Genomic DNA, 16,503 nt, shown 5'->3' on the forward strand with positions numbered 1-16,503 from the left:
GATGGACTCCGAAAGCATTGAAAACAATAAAAGTAGATAGGAACCTAAGCTTGACTTAGAGTGACTAGGTAGACGACGTTTGACGGTCGTAGCGAGAGTTTTACTCTGTCAGCAGAATCGAGCGTGTCTTTAGACCTGAGAGTGTCAATAGTGCCTCTATTTCTGCAAAGGTGAGGATGACTTAAGGCTGATTGTTGTCGCGCAGAAATTCCAGGAGTGGCTGGTACTTGCTGCCCTCCTTCATGCTTTCTTGTCCTTTTGTGAGCGTGCTATTCCAGGATGCCAGAAATCTGCAATCCATGAGGGCTGGCTGGGAGTCAAAATACGGTTTGTTGGCTTATATTCCTGACCAACATCCGATTCTTGGCAAATAATCTTATAGCAAGCTCTTGCATTAGCAATAGCATTGTGAGATAATTCGATGCCAGTTTAATCGATGCTGGTTATGTAAATGATGAGCTAGTGACACCTCAACAAATAACCCAGAAACAATGGGTTGATAATACCAATGGAAAATTAAGAGGTATCAGATTTTTGTTTGTAGTGAGGACTAAAGTCCTCTCTGCGAGACGATTGCTGCCCATATTGCATTATTTGAAATGGTTCAAATAAATACTCCGAGGACACAAGAGTGAAAAAATTATTTGATTTCTGTTGTGAGGTAGAATTTTACTTAAAGATAGGGATTACCTGCACAATTGTTCAACAAATATTTTATTGGCTGTTGCCAGATATCAAACTCAACTTTATAACTCAGGTATTGTTGTACTGGATAGTTGGTTCTGTCTCATTTTATAGCCTTGGTCTTTTGATTGAAAAAGTAATTAAAAAGAATGATACTTTGACAGATAAACTAACTGCCAGAGTTAAGCAAGTCAAAAAGCAACCATTCCCTTCCTTCACTGCCAAAGGCATCATTATTGGGGAAATCAAAAGTTTGATAGCAGCATTAATTATCCTCTATCTAGCGCCAGAGGTTCATAGAGGAAATAGTTTGCTCCTAAATCTTGGGTGGTTCTTGATGAGAATAATTGCTTTTGATTTCGGTTTTTACGTCACCCATTGGCTATTTCACAGAAAATCATTGCTGAAAATACATCTTAAACATCATGAGTTTAGTGACACATCAAGTTTTGTTGCTGGACATAAAAGCTTAACTGAATATATTATTGTTACTATTGTGGAGTGTTTGCCTATATTTATATTTGGGTATGATATCACCCAACTATGTGCCTGGACTATTATAGGCAACGCTTACAACCTGGAAGGTCATAGCTCGTTATCAATATTTTTCATTCCAGCAGATTTTCACGATCTTCATCACACTTGTTTCAAAGGAAACTATGGCATTAATGGATTTTGGGACAGGGTATTCAACACACTGAATCCTCCGACAAAGAAGCCGGGAATTATGTTCGCAGTGAATCTGATTGAGTCTCATCTAAATAAATGGCTGCAAAAAAACAAAAACTAACTAAAAAAATCATGATGTTTTCCCAAAAAAATTGGCATAAAATACTGATCGTTACAGGAATGGCTGTTTGTAATTCCGCCATTTATCCCTGTTATACTCAGGCTGAATCTGTAACTCAAGGAGATTTATTAATAGCCCAAAATCTAGGGGGAATAGTCCGAAAAATCCCCATGGAAGAAGTACCAGTTCCAGCGATGTCTTCAGCAAAAACAGTGACAAATGCTGAATTTAACCTAGCCCGAATTGAACTGAAGTCAGATGGTTCGTTAATATACATACTCAGAGGGAAAAACCAACAAGGCTTTGAAGTTGAAGTACAAGTTACTCCCAGTGGCACTATTACTCAAGTTGATGAGCAAATAGATCCCAGTGGAGTTCCTGAAATTGCTGTAAAAGCTTTCAAACGATGGGCACCAAATGACCAACTTATCAGCACTTGGCGGAGTACCCGTCTGGGTGAGTTTTTCTATCAATTTGTGATTGAGGATTTTTGGTTAGAAATTTCTGCAGATGGTAATAAAGTGATAATTTACAGAAAAAAAATTCGGATTTAGTAAAACAAAAGCCCTCAGAATAGAATTCTGGGGCTACACAAACCAAGTTGGCCTAGGCAGACTAATGAAAAATCAAGAGTTTTGCTTGTGTAGCCGCAATTTCTAATCGCTATCAAACCTTACCTAATAAAGATAGTCATGAAGACATTTAGAATCGGTAATTGGCAGAGAATTTTAACTGCCGCCGTAACTACAACAACAATTACTTTCACCACCAATCCTGCTACTGCTGTATTACTTAGGGGGGCAGGTGATTCTTTTGCCGAACCTCTTTATCAGCGTTATAGCAGAGAATACGAACAGCAAACAGGTGAAAAGTTTAAATACACCATTGTTGGTAGTGGTGGCGGCATTCGGTTATTTACTAATAAGTCTGTAGATTTTGCAGGTACTAGCTTAATTCCTACTCCGATTGAGCAAAATCAGATCGAAGATGGTTTGCTAATGGTGCCGACAGGGGGAAGTGCCTTAGCCATTGTTTATAACCTGGAAAATGCTACAAACGAGGTGAAAATATCTCGTGATAAACTAGCAAAAATATTTAGCGGTCAAATTAGCAATTGGCAACAGGTTGATCCCAGATTTCCTAGTCAAAAAATCCAAGTCGTAGTTTGTTCTGGCAGTTGCGCTAGTAGCTTTATTCTGACTAAATACTTAAATAAAATAACGGGGGGAAAAATCCCAGCCAGTAGAAACCCTGATTGGGGATTTAAGGTATATAATTCCTTGGCAGAAGATGGTGGAATAGCAGGAGAAGTACGACGAGTTAATGGTGCTATTGGCTATGTCCAAAGAAACTTTGCTGTGGCGAACAATCTTTCTATTGCCAGTATTGAAAATCAGAAGGGTAGTTACGTTAGACCAACTTTAGAAGAAACCAAAAAAGCCCTAGCAAAGGTAAAGTTTAATGATGATTTCACCACTGAAGATATCAAAGATCCAGAAGATGGTTATCCCTTGGTGAGTTTAACTTGGCTGCTAATTAATAAAAAGTATCTCAACCCAGATACCATGAAAGCAACTCAAAACTTGTTGAACTGGATTTTAACAAAGGGTCAAACGTTTAATGAGGAGTTAGAATACACAAGAATTCCCGAAGATGTCGCCCAAAAAGCAAGTGAAGCTGTAAATAATGAATTGAGAATTCGACCTTATTAAAAATCTGCTATTTGGCGCAGTTGTAGGTGTGAGGATTAATCAGTCAAAACAATCATGAAAAAATTGAATGGCTCGTTTTCTATTACCTCAGTGATACTGAGTTGTAATTTACTAATTTTATCTCCAGTAATAGCCCAAGCTTTAAACTCAAATCCTAGTGATTCAGAATCTTTAAGTAATTCAAATGGAATTCCTAACGCCTTAGTTTCCCAACTATCATCTAGGAATGAATTACCTTTAGTAACTTCTGATTTAGAATCTCAAGGTCAAGAAACTCTTGTTCAGCAAATCGAAACACTAGATAGCAATCAGCCTACAGAACTTGAGGAAATCACCAATGTCAATCAATTAATAGATGTTACTCCTGACCATTGGGCGTATCAAGCGCTGCGTAGCTTAGTAGAAAAATACCGCTGCATTAGTGGTTCGGGTGACGGAAATTTCAATGGAAATCGGGCTATGACCCGTTATGAATTTGCTGATGCATTAAATAATTGCCTGCTCAAGATTAGACGTTCAATTGGCAGCTTAAACAATATATTGCCTCAACAAGAAGAATTGGAAACCCTCGAAAGATTACAAGCAGAATTTGCAACAGAAATCCAAAAAATTACTAACAGAATAGGCAACGTAGAACAGCGAGTAACTTCTCTACAACAGCGTCAGTTTAGCACTACTACAGTTTTACGGGGTGTGGGAATTTTTAATGTAAATGGTGCTTTTGGTGACAAGAAAGCAGTTGTGACTGGAAGTAACTCCAGGAGGGAAGAATTGGATGTAAATGCTACTCTGTCAGGAGCAACGATACTGACCTTGGATACCAGTTTTACAGGTAAAGATAGATTGCGAACCCAGATGTTAGCAGGGAATATTACGGGTTCTGGCAGAAGTCTCACTGGTACAGATATGACTGGTTTTACAGGTGCAATCAACACTGGCAATGATATATTCTTAGGAACGGTATTTTATGAATTTCCCATAGGGAATCGCGGCAGAGTAGCGATCGCTCCTATTGCGGACTTTCCCACGCGCATTTTTCCCGCGCTTAATCCTGTCAGCTCAATATCCAATTTTGGTGGAGAAAGTCCTATATACGGCTTTGCTTTTGGCAGTGGTACAATAGTTTACTATAATTTCACCGACAAACTAGCCGCAGGTATCAGTTATTTAACCAGTTCTGGTAGCAATACGAACGAGGGACTGTTTAATGGTCAATATACTCTTTTGAGTCAATTAACCTATAATCCTTCGGACAAAATCGGGATTGCTTTTACCTATGGTCACTACTATGCCCCCGAACCGGGTTCAACTATTAATGTAACTGGGGGTAAGGGCAGCATATTCGCTCAATTACCTTTTGGTCCAAGTACAGCGACTTCCTCCAATGCTTTTGGCTTACAATTTACTTACAAACTCACCGATAAATTTATATTAGGCGGTTGGGCTAGCTACTTTAACGCTAAAGCTGAAGCTAATGTTAATGGTTTAAATGGCTCCCAGGGTTCTAATGCAGATATCTGGAGTTGGGCAATTACCGCATCCTTAACAGATTTGGGCAAATTAGGCAGTCAATTAAGTTTTGTCTTTGGTATGCCTCCCAAAGTGACAAGTAATGATATTGTGGCTCGGGAAGATCGGGATACTTCTTTACATATTGAGTTATCTTATCGCTACCCAATTACTGAGAGAATTTTTATAACTCCGGGATTTTTGATAATTACAAATCCAGAACATAACGCAGCAAACCCTCCTATTTGGGTTGGATTGATCCAAACTACGTTTATATTTTAATTCAGACCAATATTCAAATAGTTTAGACTTCAGCCACTCACGGGCAACTTCTTCAACGGGACGAGATTGATTATCTACTTGATAATTCATCTTTGGCATTTATTCTTGATTGATAGCTTCATGTTCCGTAGCATAATCCTAAGGATATCTAGGAAATTCGCCTCTTTTAACGCCGGTTTTTATAATAACGCAAGTGGCTAGTCATAAACTTCGGGGTTGCTAATGGCTAATGGCTAATTGCTAATAGAGGATTTTTACCAATCTCGCCATTAGCCATTAGCCATTAGCCACTCTTCAAGAGCTAACTAGCAACTTGAGTTAATAGATATTTTAAAGGCCAATTCTCTTTTAACACTTGGATTTGGCTGAAAAATTACTTCAACTTGCTCCCAAATAAATACACCAGGTGCTATAAAATTAGATCCAGAATCTTGGTAAGTACCAGGAACTCACATCTTGCACCTGGAAAAGTGGATCAGGACTTACGCGCAAGTTCCCGGTTTCTACGAAAAATCGTTGGTTTGGGAACCAGAGATCGACGGTCTCACCAAAGTTTCTTTTCTCGTCGTGCGTAAGTCCTGGCTAAGAAACAGTTCGGTGATGCTTTCCCCGATGCGTACGCGCAATTCGACCCCGATGGTTACCGCTGTTCGGGCCACGAGGGAAAGTTTTCCCCATGCAATTCCCCCCAGTGGAGATGATGACTAGGCTCAAAAGCTCTCGCTGTCTACGATTGAGGAAAAATTGCCAGCGCGCTGCGCTTAAATTTTGGCGTAAATCATTATAGTGAAATTACTTACTACGCGGCTGGCTCTTCACCCATGACCCATTACCAATCACCGATTACCAATGACCATTACTCCTGAGTCTGTTAGAGAATTGCTTTGTTCGACAAATCTGGGCGATCGCATACGCGGCGTGAACCACTTGCGACAGCTAGAACGGGCGATCGCGTTTGAGTTGGTGCAAACCGCCATTAAAGACAGCAACCCTCGCATCCGATATGCCGCTGTTAGCCAATTGGATAGTTTAGGGGAGCAGGATTTGCCCACTGCTTATACTATATTGCGCGATCGCTTGCTCAACGACCCCGAAACCGACGTGCAAGCAGCAGCAGCAGACTGTTTGGCCGCACTCAAATTAACCGACGCCTTTGAAGACTTGCGCCGAATTTATCAAAACACCTCCGAATGGCTGCTTCAGCTCAGTATTATTGCCGCCTTGGGAGTATTCGGCGATCCGCGATGCTTTGACCTACTCCAAGAAGCACTCAACTCCAGCAGCGACATCGTGAAAACTGCGGCGATCGGTTCCTTGGGAGAACTGGGAGATTTACGGGCAATTCCCCTTTTAGTACCATACGCCACAGATCCAGATTGGCAGATCCGCCATAGGGTCGCCCAAGCACTCGGTCATCTGGGAGGAGAAGAAGCTCGCAACACCTTAGAAACTCTAGCTACTGACGAAGTAGAGCTAGTCGCAAAAGAAGCCCAAACCTATTTGCCATCAAAGCCATAGGCCATCGAGCAGGTAGGCAAAACAAGTGTGGGTGGGCAGGTGGGACTATAACACAGATGTCTCGCAACATTATCGTTTCTAAGGGAAAAGCAATTTTTATCCACTTCCACCAGCTCACCCCTCTAGGAGAAAATTGTATCCTTAGTAACATTTAAGCCAAAGCATAAAATTAAAATTTAGTCAAGTAACTGGCTGACGATAAACTGACGTATAAGTGCTTGTTTACACGAACTTTACTTTAAACAACAAATGTCCCCCCTAATTTAAAGAATCGGTAAAAATAAGCAATTTTGCCTCTTAGTAACTTCCGCTGCACCAGTGTTGTTCATATAATGAAATTGTTAGAAGATACACGCAGGCACCGAGAGATACACGCAGGCACCAGGGTCTATTAAATCATTCGCTGCATCTACACTCAGATCTGTTCGGGTTAAAAAACCTTGCTCATATCGCTCAAACAGGGGAATAAAAATCTCAAACGGCTGCAAACGTATCGATCTCGATAATTAATTTGCCTACATTCCAAGGGGGAATCCAATGAATTTCAAACAAGCTTCGGCTTTTATCGGCTTACTGGCTACCAGCGCTATTGCTCTTTCCACCGCTCCTGCTCAAGCCTTTAATTTCGCCAGCGGTAACCTTTCTGGCTGTACGACCGGAGGCACAAGCTGCACCACCAACGACGGTTTCAACATCACAGCTACTGGCGGTACCCTACAATCCAAAACAGTAAACAACGTTACGGGTTTGGGTGTAACTGGCCAGGGGGTTGATGGCGAGATTAACTTGGGAGAGTCTATCAACTTACTTCTGCCTGGGGGTAGTGGTATCCTAAAATCCCTCGATCTCGGTTTCATGTATCAGCCGGGAGTATTCGGGGATGAGGTGTGGGAGCGGGCTACCGTTACCGCTGGCGGCTTGATGGGCTACCTCACAGTCCAGAACAATACTACAGCCCTGTGGGAAGTCGCGGGTTTAGGTATCAGTCAAACCCTGACAGCTCTGTCGAATTCTACTCAATCTGGCGGTGGCTTGTACAGTATCTTAAATCCTTTCGGCAATAATGTCGTCAGCAGCGTGAATCTAACGCCATACACCTATAGCACTAGCGAGGTTCCGGGTATTGGTACAGACTACAGAAACAGCGACTTCAGCTTAATCGGCGCCCAAGCCGAACGAGCAGTTCCCGAACCAACCACCCTTGCCGGTCTAGGTATCGTAGCTGGATTGTTGGCGACTTCTCGCCGTCGCAAAGCTAACGCAGCTTCCTAATAGCTAAGTTTCAAGCTGTCATCTCCCTGAATCTTGGGGTTAAAAGTCTGACTTGACTTTTAACCCTATTTTTTTAGCGATATTTATTATGGGCTGTTTGCAATCAAACAGCCATTTTTACTATGGGACTGGCGATCGCTTTAGGGGGAGACGAAATCGCTTTCCTAGGTTGCTGTATAAGCTTTATGGCTCTCAAACCACCTTGATAAAAAAACTTTTTATTGCGAATAGAACAAAGCATTTTCTCTACCCATGACTGGCATTGATAAAAAGCTATTAGCCAGTTTTCACCATATATACCTATCCAAAAGTTGCTATGTCAACTTCCTTGTTATACCTGGATATTGAAGACGGCAAACATATTGCTGCTGCCCCTGTAACTTGGTTATTTTTCCTTGTAACCAGGCTGAAGTCATTGCCAAATTCTATCAGGTGATGCTTTGTCACCTGACAAGTTATAGCCTCCAGTGAGAGTAGTCTTTGAACATTGCCTCTATCCCATAACGTTGGTTTTTGCTCTCAATAGCACTTTTCAAATCCGGTAGTTTAGTGAACTCACAACTGAGTACTCTTTTATATTTTCAGAATATTTTGCCAATCAGCCCAGATTTTTAAGCTGGGGGCTGAACCGCCAAATCCTTTGTTTGTAATGGTTTGGGGGCGATTGTTGCCCCCTGAAGGCGATCGCTGTTGTCCCTGTTTGCGCCCGAACGCATAAGTAGATACCCAGGCGCCAAAGTGCGTCTTTACACTTCCTCTCCCTCTGCCAATTTCCTATTTTTGTAGGCGGCGCAACAGTTATAACACCTATTATTACTAACTAAGTTATTTAAAGATACCGTGAAGAGTCCGTGAATTTACATCCTGAGATCTACCGAGTCCCAAATTGGGTTTCTATAATCGAGACGTAAGTACATCACGCAAGGTCTGAGATACCCAAGTGCAAATCAGAGACTATCAGCTCAACACTATGCATCTACCCTCAGAAGATTTGTTTGAACTAAAACACCTTTCTCAAGTTCAATCCAGTTGGAGGGATGGGCGAAAAAACCAAACTCTCAGACTATTGCTAATGTATGCCAAGTAATCCAAGTTCGGATCGGTTCTAAAGAGGAAAGATGATGAATTTCAACAAAGTTTCGGCCTACTTGAGCGTAATCGCTGGTGGCGTTCTTGCTCTATCAACTGCTCCAGCTCAAGCTTTTAACTTTACTACCGGCTCTAGTTTAGGAAGTTGCTCTGGTCTGGCGGGTCCTTTTTATTCGGGTCCTTCTAATCAACAAATCAGTAATTTCACTACGGGTAGCTGTACAACAGCTGACGGTTTCACACTGTCAGCGAATGTGGGTTCATTACAGGGCAAGATCGTCAACGGTGTCACGGGTGTGGGTATAACCAGCGGTCCCAATGACCCCGTTGTCGGCGAGATCAATACTGGCGAGGAATTAAACTTGATGCTGCCCAAAACGGGTGTCCTCCAATCCCTGGGACTCTCTTTCTTGTATCGACCTGGAGTGTTCTCAGATAGAGTCTATGAGGTAGCCGCCGCTGTTTCTAACACTAACCTGACGGGAAGTCTCAGGATTACCAGCCCTACGACTGCTCTGTGGAACGTGCCTGGTTTAGGGATATTGAATCAAATCGTCAATGCCGTGAGTGGGTCTAATCCAGATGGCGGCGGTTGGTACGATATCGCCAATCCTTTTGGCAACTCCTCCCTCAGCAGCTTGGGATTAAAACCACTCCCTGGTTCTACTGTTGATAATGCCTACAATCCAACTGACGAATGGCTCAATTCTTTCCAGAATAGTGACTTCTCCCTGGTGAGTGCAGAACTAAAATCGTCATCCGTTCCCGAACCAGGTACGCTTGCAGGTTTAGCCTTGGTGGGTGGTTTATTGGCAGCCTCTCGCCGTCGTAAAACTAGATAGATTTACATCCCTTGCCAGCTTGTTTAATTGTCATCTCCCTGCAACTTGGGGCTAAAAGGTAAGACTTTTAGCCCCTTTTTTTTGCTTTAGGACTTACACCAAAGTTTCTTGCTGCGAACGCGAGTGCGGAAGGGAGGCATATCCCTAGTTCCAAACCAACGATTTTTCATAGAAATAGGACTTAGGCAAAAAAACCCGGTTTCTAAGAAAAATCGTTGGTTTGGTTGCCAGAGATCAAGGTCTCACCAAAGTTTCTTTTCTGGTCGTGCGTAAGTCCTGTGCTTGTCAGCAGGCATCGGGGATTTTTACTTACGCACAGGACTTACGCACCACGATCCTATCACCTTAGTTTCTTGCTGCGATCTCTGGTTCCCAAACCAACGATTTTTCATAGAAACTTTGGTGTTTGCGTAAGTCCTGACGCAAAATTACGGAAAAAACCGGCTGTCATCAGGAAAATACAAGACTTACGGGGGAAAAGCGCAAAAACCCGGTTTATACCGCCGCAATATCCTGCAAAAATCGGCTGCAAGCCAGAAATTGCCGAAAAATTGGCGATGGAAGCTAGCGATATGCCCAGGGCTGCGCGAAGGCAGACACAGGCGAGATTGACCCCTGGATCTCAATGGCGATGGTTATTGTCGTAGTGAATTCTCGCCCCCGCCCACTGGAGTTTTTCCCGTAAAGTTTGATAATACGAATAGTTCTCCCGCAGGATAATAAACTTAGCTTGACAGTCAGCCATCCTTACATCTACTCGCTGTCCGGGCCAAATCGCAGTAGCCATCACCCCATCCATCCAAAGTTTGGTGTTGAGTTCGTAATCTCCCAAAGGCCAGATGCTGACAACGCTGCCGGGGGGTAAAACTATCGAACGGCTGGAGAGGCTTAAAGGGCAAATCGGGGTGACGACGATTGCTTCCATGCCAGAATGGACGATTGGGCCACCGGCAGAAACGGTGTAGCAGGTGGAACCCGTGGGTGTTGCTACCAGCAGTCCATCTCCCTGGTACTGATCGACGACTTCACCGTCGATTTCCATTTCCAGAATTGAGGTTAACATGCGGTCGGGGGAGGCGGGTTTGACGCACATTTCATTTAGGGCTAAAAAGGGATCGCTCACCGGATCGCGGTTAGTGCGATCGCCCTCAAATACCGACGCTTGCAGCATCATCCGCCTTTCTACCGCATAGCGATCTTCTTCCAAGCGATCCCAAACTCGTTCTGTATCTTGAAATTCCTCAAATGGTTCGGTCAAAAACCCCAGGTGTCCCCCTACATTCACCGATAATATGGGAATGCCATCGGCGGCTAAATTCCTTGCCGCTGCCAATGCCGTACCATCTCCACCCAATACCAGTGCCAGATCGATCCGTTGCGTCGATGACGCTAAAAAAACCGGGTAGGGGTTATCCTTTGCCCCACTCGGTCCCATCAATACTTGACAGTTCCGTTTTTCCAGTTGCCTAGCGCATTGTTCTGCCATGCGCTTGCTGTTGGAATCTCCCGCCTTATGAGCAATAATCACTTGCTTTAATTGCACGGCCTTTCCTAAAATTCAGCCACCCTTGGGGCGCTTGAATCCCAATCTCACTAAAATATTTCCTACGTTCAAAATACCAATATAATTTCTATTTAAACGATTTGCCTTATAAAGATTTAACTAACTCATTTCCGGTAGGGGCTAATGGCTAATGGCTAATGGCTAATGGCTAATGGAAAGAAAATTCTCTGATTGCTACGCTTCCCGGGCGATTAGCGATTAGCTATTAGCCATTAGCACTTGACAAAATTCACCATTTAAGCAGGTTAAATTGCTCCATATCTACCGTATCGCGGTTGCGGTAAATGGCTAACACGATCGCTAGACCGACTGCAGCTTCAGCGGCGGCGACGGTAATCACGAATACGGTAAACACCTGGCCTTTGATTCCCAGGGGGTCTAGAAAGTTAGAGAACCCCATTAAATTGAGATTGACTGCATTCAGCAGCAGTTCAATTGACATCAACACGCGCACAGCATTACGACTGGTAATCAAACCGTAAATTCCGATACAGAAAAGGGCGGCTGATAATAACAAAAAGTACTGGAGTTGCATGAATCCTCTTGTTTCCAATTGCGATGGTTTGCAGCCAGCGTTGCATCGATCAACGCTGGTAAATAAGGCTATTTGTTGATTGCGCCCTTATTTCGCGTCAAGGTAGAAGTATCGCTTGCTGCGGGTACTAATTCTCTAGGACGTTCGGGCAAGGTCAAAACTTCTTGCTGTACATTGGGTGCTTGCTGCAAAACATCGGGCAAGAACTCGCGACGCGCCAAAATAATCGCTCCCACCATTGCCATCAACAACAGTACAGAAGCTAGTTCAAACGGCAGTAAATAATCGCTAAAGAAATGCTTGCCAATTTGCACGATAGAACTTTCAGCCGCATTTGGGACATCGGTTGAAATAGCCCAAGGCGTTGCTAAAACCATCGTACTGAGCAACACAAACAACCCAGCACAAACCAGCGCCGTTGCGCCTTTGCGAACCCAAGCATTGCGAACGGGAGCAAAATCTTCCCGCTTGTTTACCAACATAATGGCAAACAAAATTAGCACGTTAACCGCCCCGACATAAATCAGAATCTGCGCTGCTGCAACAAAATCAGCATTGAGCAAGATATACATCCCGGCAATGCTGATAAATACACCTCCCAACAAAAAAGCCGAGTAGACAATGTTGGTAATCAGCACTACTCCCAGTGCTGCCCCAATCATCATCGCCGCCAGCAATGCAAACGAAACTATCTGAACGCCTTCTGCTAGATTCACTGCTGTTTCCTTTGGTAATTGGTAATTGGTAATTGGTAATTTTAGATTTTAGATTTTAGATGGCATATTTAAGATTTAAGGATATTTGATTTAAATTTGCCATCTGCTTTTCTTTTATCTAAAATCTGAACTCTGAAATCTCAAATCTGAAATTACCGATTACCACTTTTCATTTTTCCATTTGTTCGATAATTTCTTCTGGGCGCAGACCGGCGCGACGGGAACCTGCGGGCAAGTCGTGGGGTTCGACGACGCCTTTGGGCAGGTAAGCGAGTTCGCGCAACGGGGTTACCATTGGGTCGTTGGTTACTTTATAAGGCAAGCGTCCCAGTGCCACGTTGTCGTAGTTTAATTCGTGGCGGTCGTAGGTGCAAATTTCGTATTCTTCTGTCATCGACAAACAGTTAGTCGGGCAATATTCGACGCAGTTGCCGCAGAAGATACAAACCCCGAAGTCGATGCTGTAGTGTTTGAGTTGTTTCTTTTTGGTTTCTTTGTTGAATTCCCAATCGACTACGGGCAAGTTTATCGGGCAAACTCGGACGCAAACTTCGCAGGAAATGCACTTATCAAACTCGAAGTGAATCCTACCCCGGAAACGTTCGGAGGGGATGAGTTTTTCGTAGGGATATTGGACGGTAATCGGACGCCGACGCATGTGGTCAAAGGTGACAGATAATCCTTGACCGATATATTTCCCGGCTTGTACTGCTTCTTTGGCGTAGTCGCCAACTTGTTTGAGAAACTTCAGCATGGTGTTCTCACTCTCTTGGGTAGTTGGTAATTGGTAATTGGTAATTGGTAATTGGTAATTGGTTTTTTTATTGCCTATTACCGATTACCCTCGTTCCCACGGATCTTGCGTGGGAACGCTATTACCGATTACCCGCCGAAGGCAAAAGGAAATGCCAACTTGAGGGCGGCGGTTAATAGCAAGTTCACCAGCGAAACTGGTAAGAGGAACTTCCATCCTAAATTTAGCAACTGGTCGATGCGAACGCGGGGAACTGTCCAGCGCATGAGGATGGCGATGAAGATGAGGAAGTAAGCTTTGAGCAGAGTCATGGTGATGCCCAAGGAGGCAGTCACGATTTGTAAGAAGGGGTTGGTTTCGCTGATGCCGAGTATAGATGCGATCGCGCTAATCGGAATCGGAAAATCCCAGCCTCCCAGGTACAATACGGCAACAATCAGCGCCGACAGCACCAAGTTAACGTAAGAACCGACATAGAACAGACCAAATTTCATGCCGCTATATTCGGTTTGATACCCGGCGACGATTTCTTCTTCTGCTTCTGGTAAGTCAAACGGGATGCGTTCGCATTCTGCCAAGGCAGCAATCCAAAAGATCAGAAATCCAACTGGCTGACGCCAAATGTTCCAGCCTAAAATCCCGTAGCCGGATTGTTGCTGTACGATGTCGATGGTGCTGAGGCTGTTCGACATCATAGCGATCGCTATCACCGACAGTGACAGGGGAATTTCGTAGCTGATCGACTGCGCTGCCGCCCGCAAACCCCCCAGCAGGGAATACTTGTTGTTGGAGGCATAGCCCGACATCAGCAAGCCAATCGGGGCGATGCTGGAAAAAGCAATCCACAAAAATACCCCCATGCCGATATTGGTAATCACCAGGTTCTGTCCGAATGGCACAATCATATAGGACAGAAACACAGGAATGACGACGATAACCGGCCCCAGCGTGAACAGCAACGAGTCCGATTTCGCTGGCAAGATATCTTCTTTGAAAATCAGCTTTAGTCCGTCTGCGACGGGTGCTAGGACGCCAAATGGCCCCATGAATTCTGGGCCTATCCGCTGTTGGGCGGCGGCTGATATTTTCCGTTCCAGCCAAACGGACACCAACACTCCTACCGTTGCACCCATAATCATCAGCAACATGGGTAGGGGCAACCAAATGGCTTTGGCAGCACCGGGCGGGATGCCAAGATCCATGAGGGATTGAATAAAAATTTCTTGGAGGTCAATTCCTGAATTCATTTTTGCCGCTTATGGTATTGACTGGGCAAGATCCAACAAACTGTCAAGGCCAGTTTATGCTTTTTTGTGAAGTTTTTTGTACGACTTCCACTGATCAGTATAGGACTCAGGAGGATCGGCTTCAAGCAAGACTGGCAGAACAAGTTCCCGCCTTTAATCATCCCTTAGCTCGTAAAACCACCGATCAACCAGAGCGACGGCGACCCCCACCCATCCGCTTGGCGCGACTACCACCTGAAGTGTAGCGGGACGCTGTTAGCTCTCGTATCTTTAGATCGAAGGTTTGAATTGAATTAAGATTAAGAATCTTCGCTTCAGGGGGTCAAGCGCTGGCGAGACCCCCTGTTAATTCTTTTCTTGATTCCACCCTGCAAAAAAAGACGATCAAAAGAAGCCACATTCGGCACCCTGAAGTGTCACACTACCGAATGCAAGGGTATTTGGCGATTGGGGACGATGGGCTGGTAATAACAACCCCCCTTCTTTTCAGTATTACATGTATTTAAAATTACTATTGAATCCGAATGGAGATGAAGTAACGTAAAAAACTTGTGCCAGTTGAGGGTGCGGAAGGTGGGCTAGAGAGGGAAAGGGGAGCAGCGCTCCCCTTTCCCTCTCTCTGGAGAGTTTTATTCTCATCTAAAACCTTACGGGAGATGGGAAACCACCATCTTTTAAGTGGTGGAGGAACATCGACGCGGCATTTTTAAATGCCTAGGACATGCCATAATTAACACAGACACTTTGACCTTTAAAGGCGGGTGAAACTCCCAGTAGTGGGACACTGTAGTTAAAGGACGTTTAACCGAAAAGGTTAAACTGGTATCAATAAATACTCTACTTCTAGCCCCTACAAGCAAAAGCTTTAAAGCGAGTGAATCAAGCAACTTTTCCAAAGTAGCCTCAATGATGCTGGCATCGGAGAGAGTAGGCGCAATTGGCAAGGCGGTTGGGGCGAATCGCATTCGCCCCTTTATCCGCCGCACCGCGCAGTGCTGAACTCGAATACTCGGTTGCTCGGTATTTTGGTTCTCTTTACGCATAGTTACTATGCCTCGAAAGAATCGCCGTCTATTTATAGCGGCGAGTGTCAATCTCTTCAATGTGACAGTTGAGGGTGCGGAATGTGGCTTCTAGGGGTGGGAGTGTCAATTCGACCGACTTACCAATAAATCCTTTTGCGAATAAAGCTCTGATTCTTTCCTCGTAAAAACAGCTGGCTTATCCATTGCCGAGGTGATATAAGCAACTGCCATACCCTGGGAGTTATGGGCCCATCCCACCCGTCCTTGGGGGTCTAGGAGGATGCACCCTGCCTCTCCGGTAACTTTCTGCTTAAAAATCTCGCTCGCCATTTGCGCTGCCTCGTCTGGATGCCTGTCACCAGAGAGCAAATCAACAGCCGTCTTGGCAAGGACTACTGGGATAATCGACTCGCCATCACCCGTGGTTGAGCAAGCGCCGAGTTGACCATCAGCGTACAACCCACAGCCGACCAGGGCTGAGTCACCGACGCGCCCCGGTGGCTGATTCGCAACGCCTCCCGTCGAGGTTCCGGCAACCAAGATGCCATTGGCATCCAGGGCGACGCAGCCAACAGTGGCGGGGCGATCGATAACCGCTTCCTGCTTCTCGAAGTGCTGCCGCTGCTCATAGTCGATCAAGTCCGTTGGTTTGCACATCTGGAAGCCATGGTCGCGGGCGAAGCGTTCTGCACCCTCTGAGGCTAGCAGCCTAGGTTTCTCCTCCATAATCTTTCGCGCCACCGAGATCGGATGGGACAGTCCCCGAACAGCCACAACTCCCCCCCAAGCCAGGGTTTTGCTCTCGATCATCGCCGCGTCCAGGTACACCTAAATAATCCGGGACTCTGGTAGCCCCGTCTTTTTAAAGCGGGGCGGAAAGAGGACACGAGCGAATTTATTCGCCATCTTTGATTGACTTGTGCTGCGATCATCTGATAATCTCTTGTCAGAAACGCCAGAGAAA

Annotated in this window: 14 protein-coding genes; 7 read left to right on the forward strand and 7 right to left on the reverse strand. The window is 44.8% G+C overall.

Features of this window, described 5'->3' with window-relative positions:
- Positions 1-631: 631 nt before the first annotated feature.
- The 7 genes from ACE1CM_RS25105 to ACE1CM_RS25135 all read left to right on the forward strand — a co-directional run bounded on the left by ACE1CM_RS25105 (position 632) and on the right by ACE1CM_RS25135 (position 9,698).
- Positions 632-1,474, forward strand: coding sequence for a sterol desaturase family protein (locus tag ACE1CM_RS25105; RefSeq protein ID WP_374881449.1), 843 nt, complete (start codon positions 632-634; stop codon positions 1,472-1,474).
- Entirely contained in the window at positions 1,450-2,028 is a 579-nt protein-coding gene (locus ACE1CM_RS25110) for a hypothetical protein (RefSeq protein ID WP_374881451.1), read from the forward strand. The genes ACE1CM_RS25105 and ACE1CM_RS25110 overlap by 25 nt, the downstream gene beginning before the upstream one ends.
- A gap of 138 nt (positions 2,029-2,166) precedes the next feature.
- Positions 2,167-3,186 carry a substrate-binding domain-containing protein gene (locus tag ACE1CM_RS25115; RefSeq protein WP_374881453.1) on the forward strand — a complete coding sequence of 340 codons (1,020 nt, stop codon included), beginning with the start codon at positions 2,167-2,169 and terminating at the stop codon, positions 3,184-3,186.
- A 54-nt stretch (positions 3,187-3,240) separates the two neighbouring features.
- Entirely contained in the window at positions 3,241-4,977 is a 1,737-nt protein-coding gene (locus ACE1CM_RS25120; protein ID WP_374881455.1) for an iron uptake porin, read from the forward strand.
- 849 nt (positions 4,978-5,826) lie between these two features.
- Positions 5,827-6,495 carry a phycobilisome degradation protein NblB gene (gene nblB, locus ACE1CM_RS25125; RefSeq protein ID WP_374881457.1) on the forward strand — a complete coding sequence of 223 codons (669 nt, stop codon included), beginning with the start codon at positions 5,827-5,829 and terminating at the stop codon, positions 6,493-6,495.
- A gap of 537 nt (positions 6,496-7,032) precedes the next feature.
- Positions 7,033-7,767 carry a PEP-CTERM sorting domain-containing protein gene (locus tag ACE1CM_RS25130; RefSeq protein WP_374881459.1) on the forward strand — a complete coding sequence of 245 codons (735 nt, stop codon included), beginning with the start codon at positions 7,033-7,035 and terminating at the stop codon, positions 7,765-7,767.
- 1,118 nt (positions 7,768-8,885) lie between these two features.
- The gene (locus ACE1CM_RS25135; protein WP_374881461.1) at positions 8,886-9,698 is read left to right on the forward strand and encodes a PEP-CTERM sorting domain-containing protein; all 813 of its coding nucleotides are present in this window, start codon (positions 8,886-8,888) and stop codon (positions 9,696-9,698) included.
- A 622-nt stretch (positions 9,699-10,320) separates the two neighbouring features.
- On the opposite strand, the gene ACE1CM_RS25140 is transcribed toward ACE1CM_RS25135, so the two are convergent.
- From ACE1CM_RS25140 to ACE1CM_RS25170, 7 genes are all read right to left on the reverse strand, one after another.
- Positions 10,321-11,241, reverse strand: coding sequence for an NAD(+) kinase (locus tag ACE1CM_RS25140; protein WP_374881463.1), 921 nt, complete (start codon positions 11,239-11,241; stop codon positions 10,321-10,323).
- Between the two features lie 250 nt (positions 11,242-11,491).
- Positions 11,492-11,797 (reverse strand): NADH-quinone oxidoreductase subunit NuoK, encoded by a 306-nt coding sequence (gene nuoK, locus ACE1CM_RS25145; protein ID WP_226578149.1) that lies wholly within the window; start codon positions 11,795-11,797, stop codon positions 11,492-11,494.
- 68 nt (positions 11,798-11,865) lie between these two features.
- On the reverse strand, positions 11,866-12,513 hold the full coding sequence (locus ACE1CM_RS25150) for an NADH-quinone oxidoreductase subunit J (protein WP_374881465.1): 648 nt from the start codon (positions 12,511-12,513) through the stop codon (positions 11,866-11,868).
- 169 nt (positions 12,514-12,682) lie between these two features.
- On the reverse strand, positions 12,683-13,264 hold the full coding sequence (gene ndhI, locus ACE1CM_RS25155) for an NAD(P)H-quinone oxidoreductase subunit I (RefSeq protein ID WP_374881473.1): 582 nt from the start codon (positions 13,262-13,264) through the stop codon (positions 12,683-12,685).
- 131 nt (positions 13,265-13,395) lie between these two features.
- Positions 13,396-14,514, reverse strand: coding sequence for an NADH-quinone oxidoreductase subunit NuoH (nuoH, locus tag ACE1CM_RS25160; RefSeq protein ID WP_374881467.1), 1,119 nt, complete (start codon positions 14,512-14,514; stop codon positions 13,396-13,398).
- Between the two features lie 674 nt (positions 14,515-15,188).
- Positions 15,189-15,557: a hypothetical protein gene (locus ACE1CM_RS25165; protein ID WP_374881469.1), complete on the reverse strand. Its 369-nt coding sequence runs from the start codon at positions 15,555-15,557 to the stop codon at positions 15,189-15,191.
- Between the two features lie 105 nt (positions 15,558-15,662).
- Complete coding sequence (locus ACE1CM_RS25170) at positions 15,663-16,367, reverse strand: isoaspartyl peptidase/L-asparaginase (protein WP_374881471.1); 705 nt, start codon at positions 16,365-16,367, stop codon at positions 15,663-15,665.
- Positions 16,368-16,503 lie beyond the last annotated feature (136 nt).

Origin of the sequence: Microseira sp. BLCC-F43 (assembly GCF_041929235.1) — a bacterium.
Lineage (GTDB): Bacteria > Cyanobacteriota > Cyanobacteriia > Cyanobacteriales > Aerosakkonemataceae > Microseira.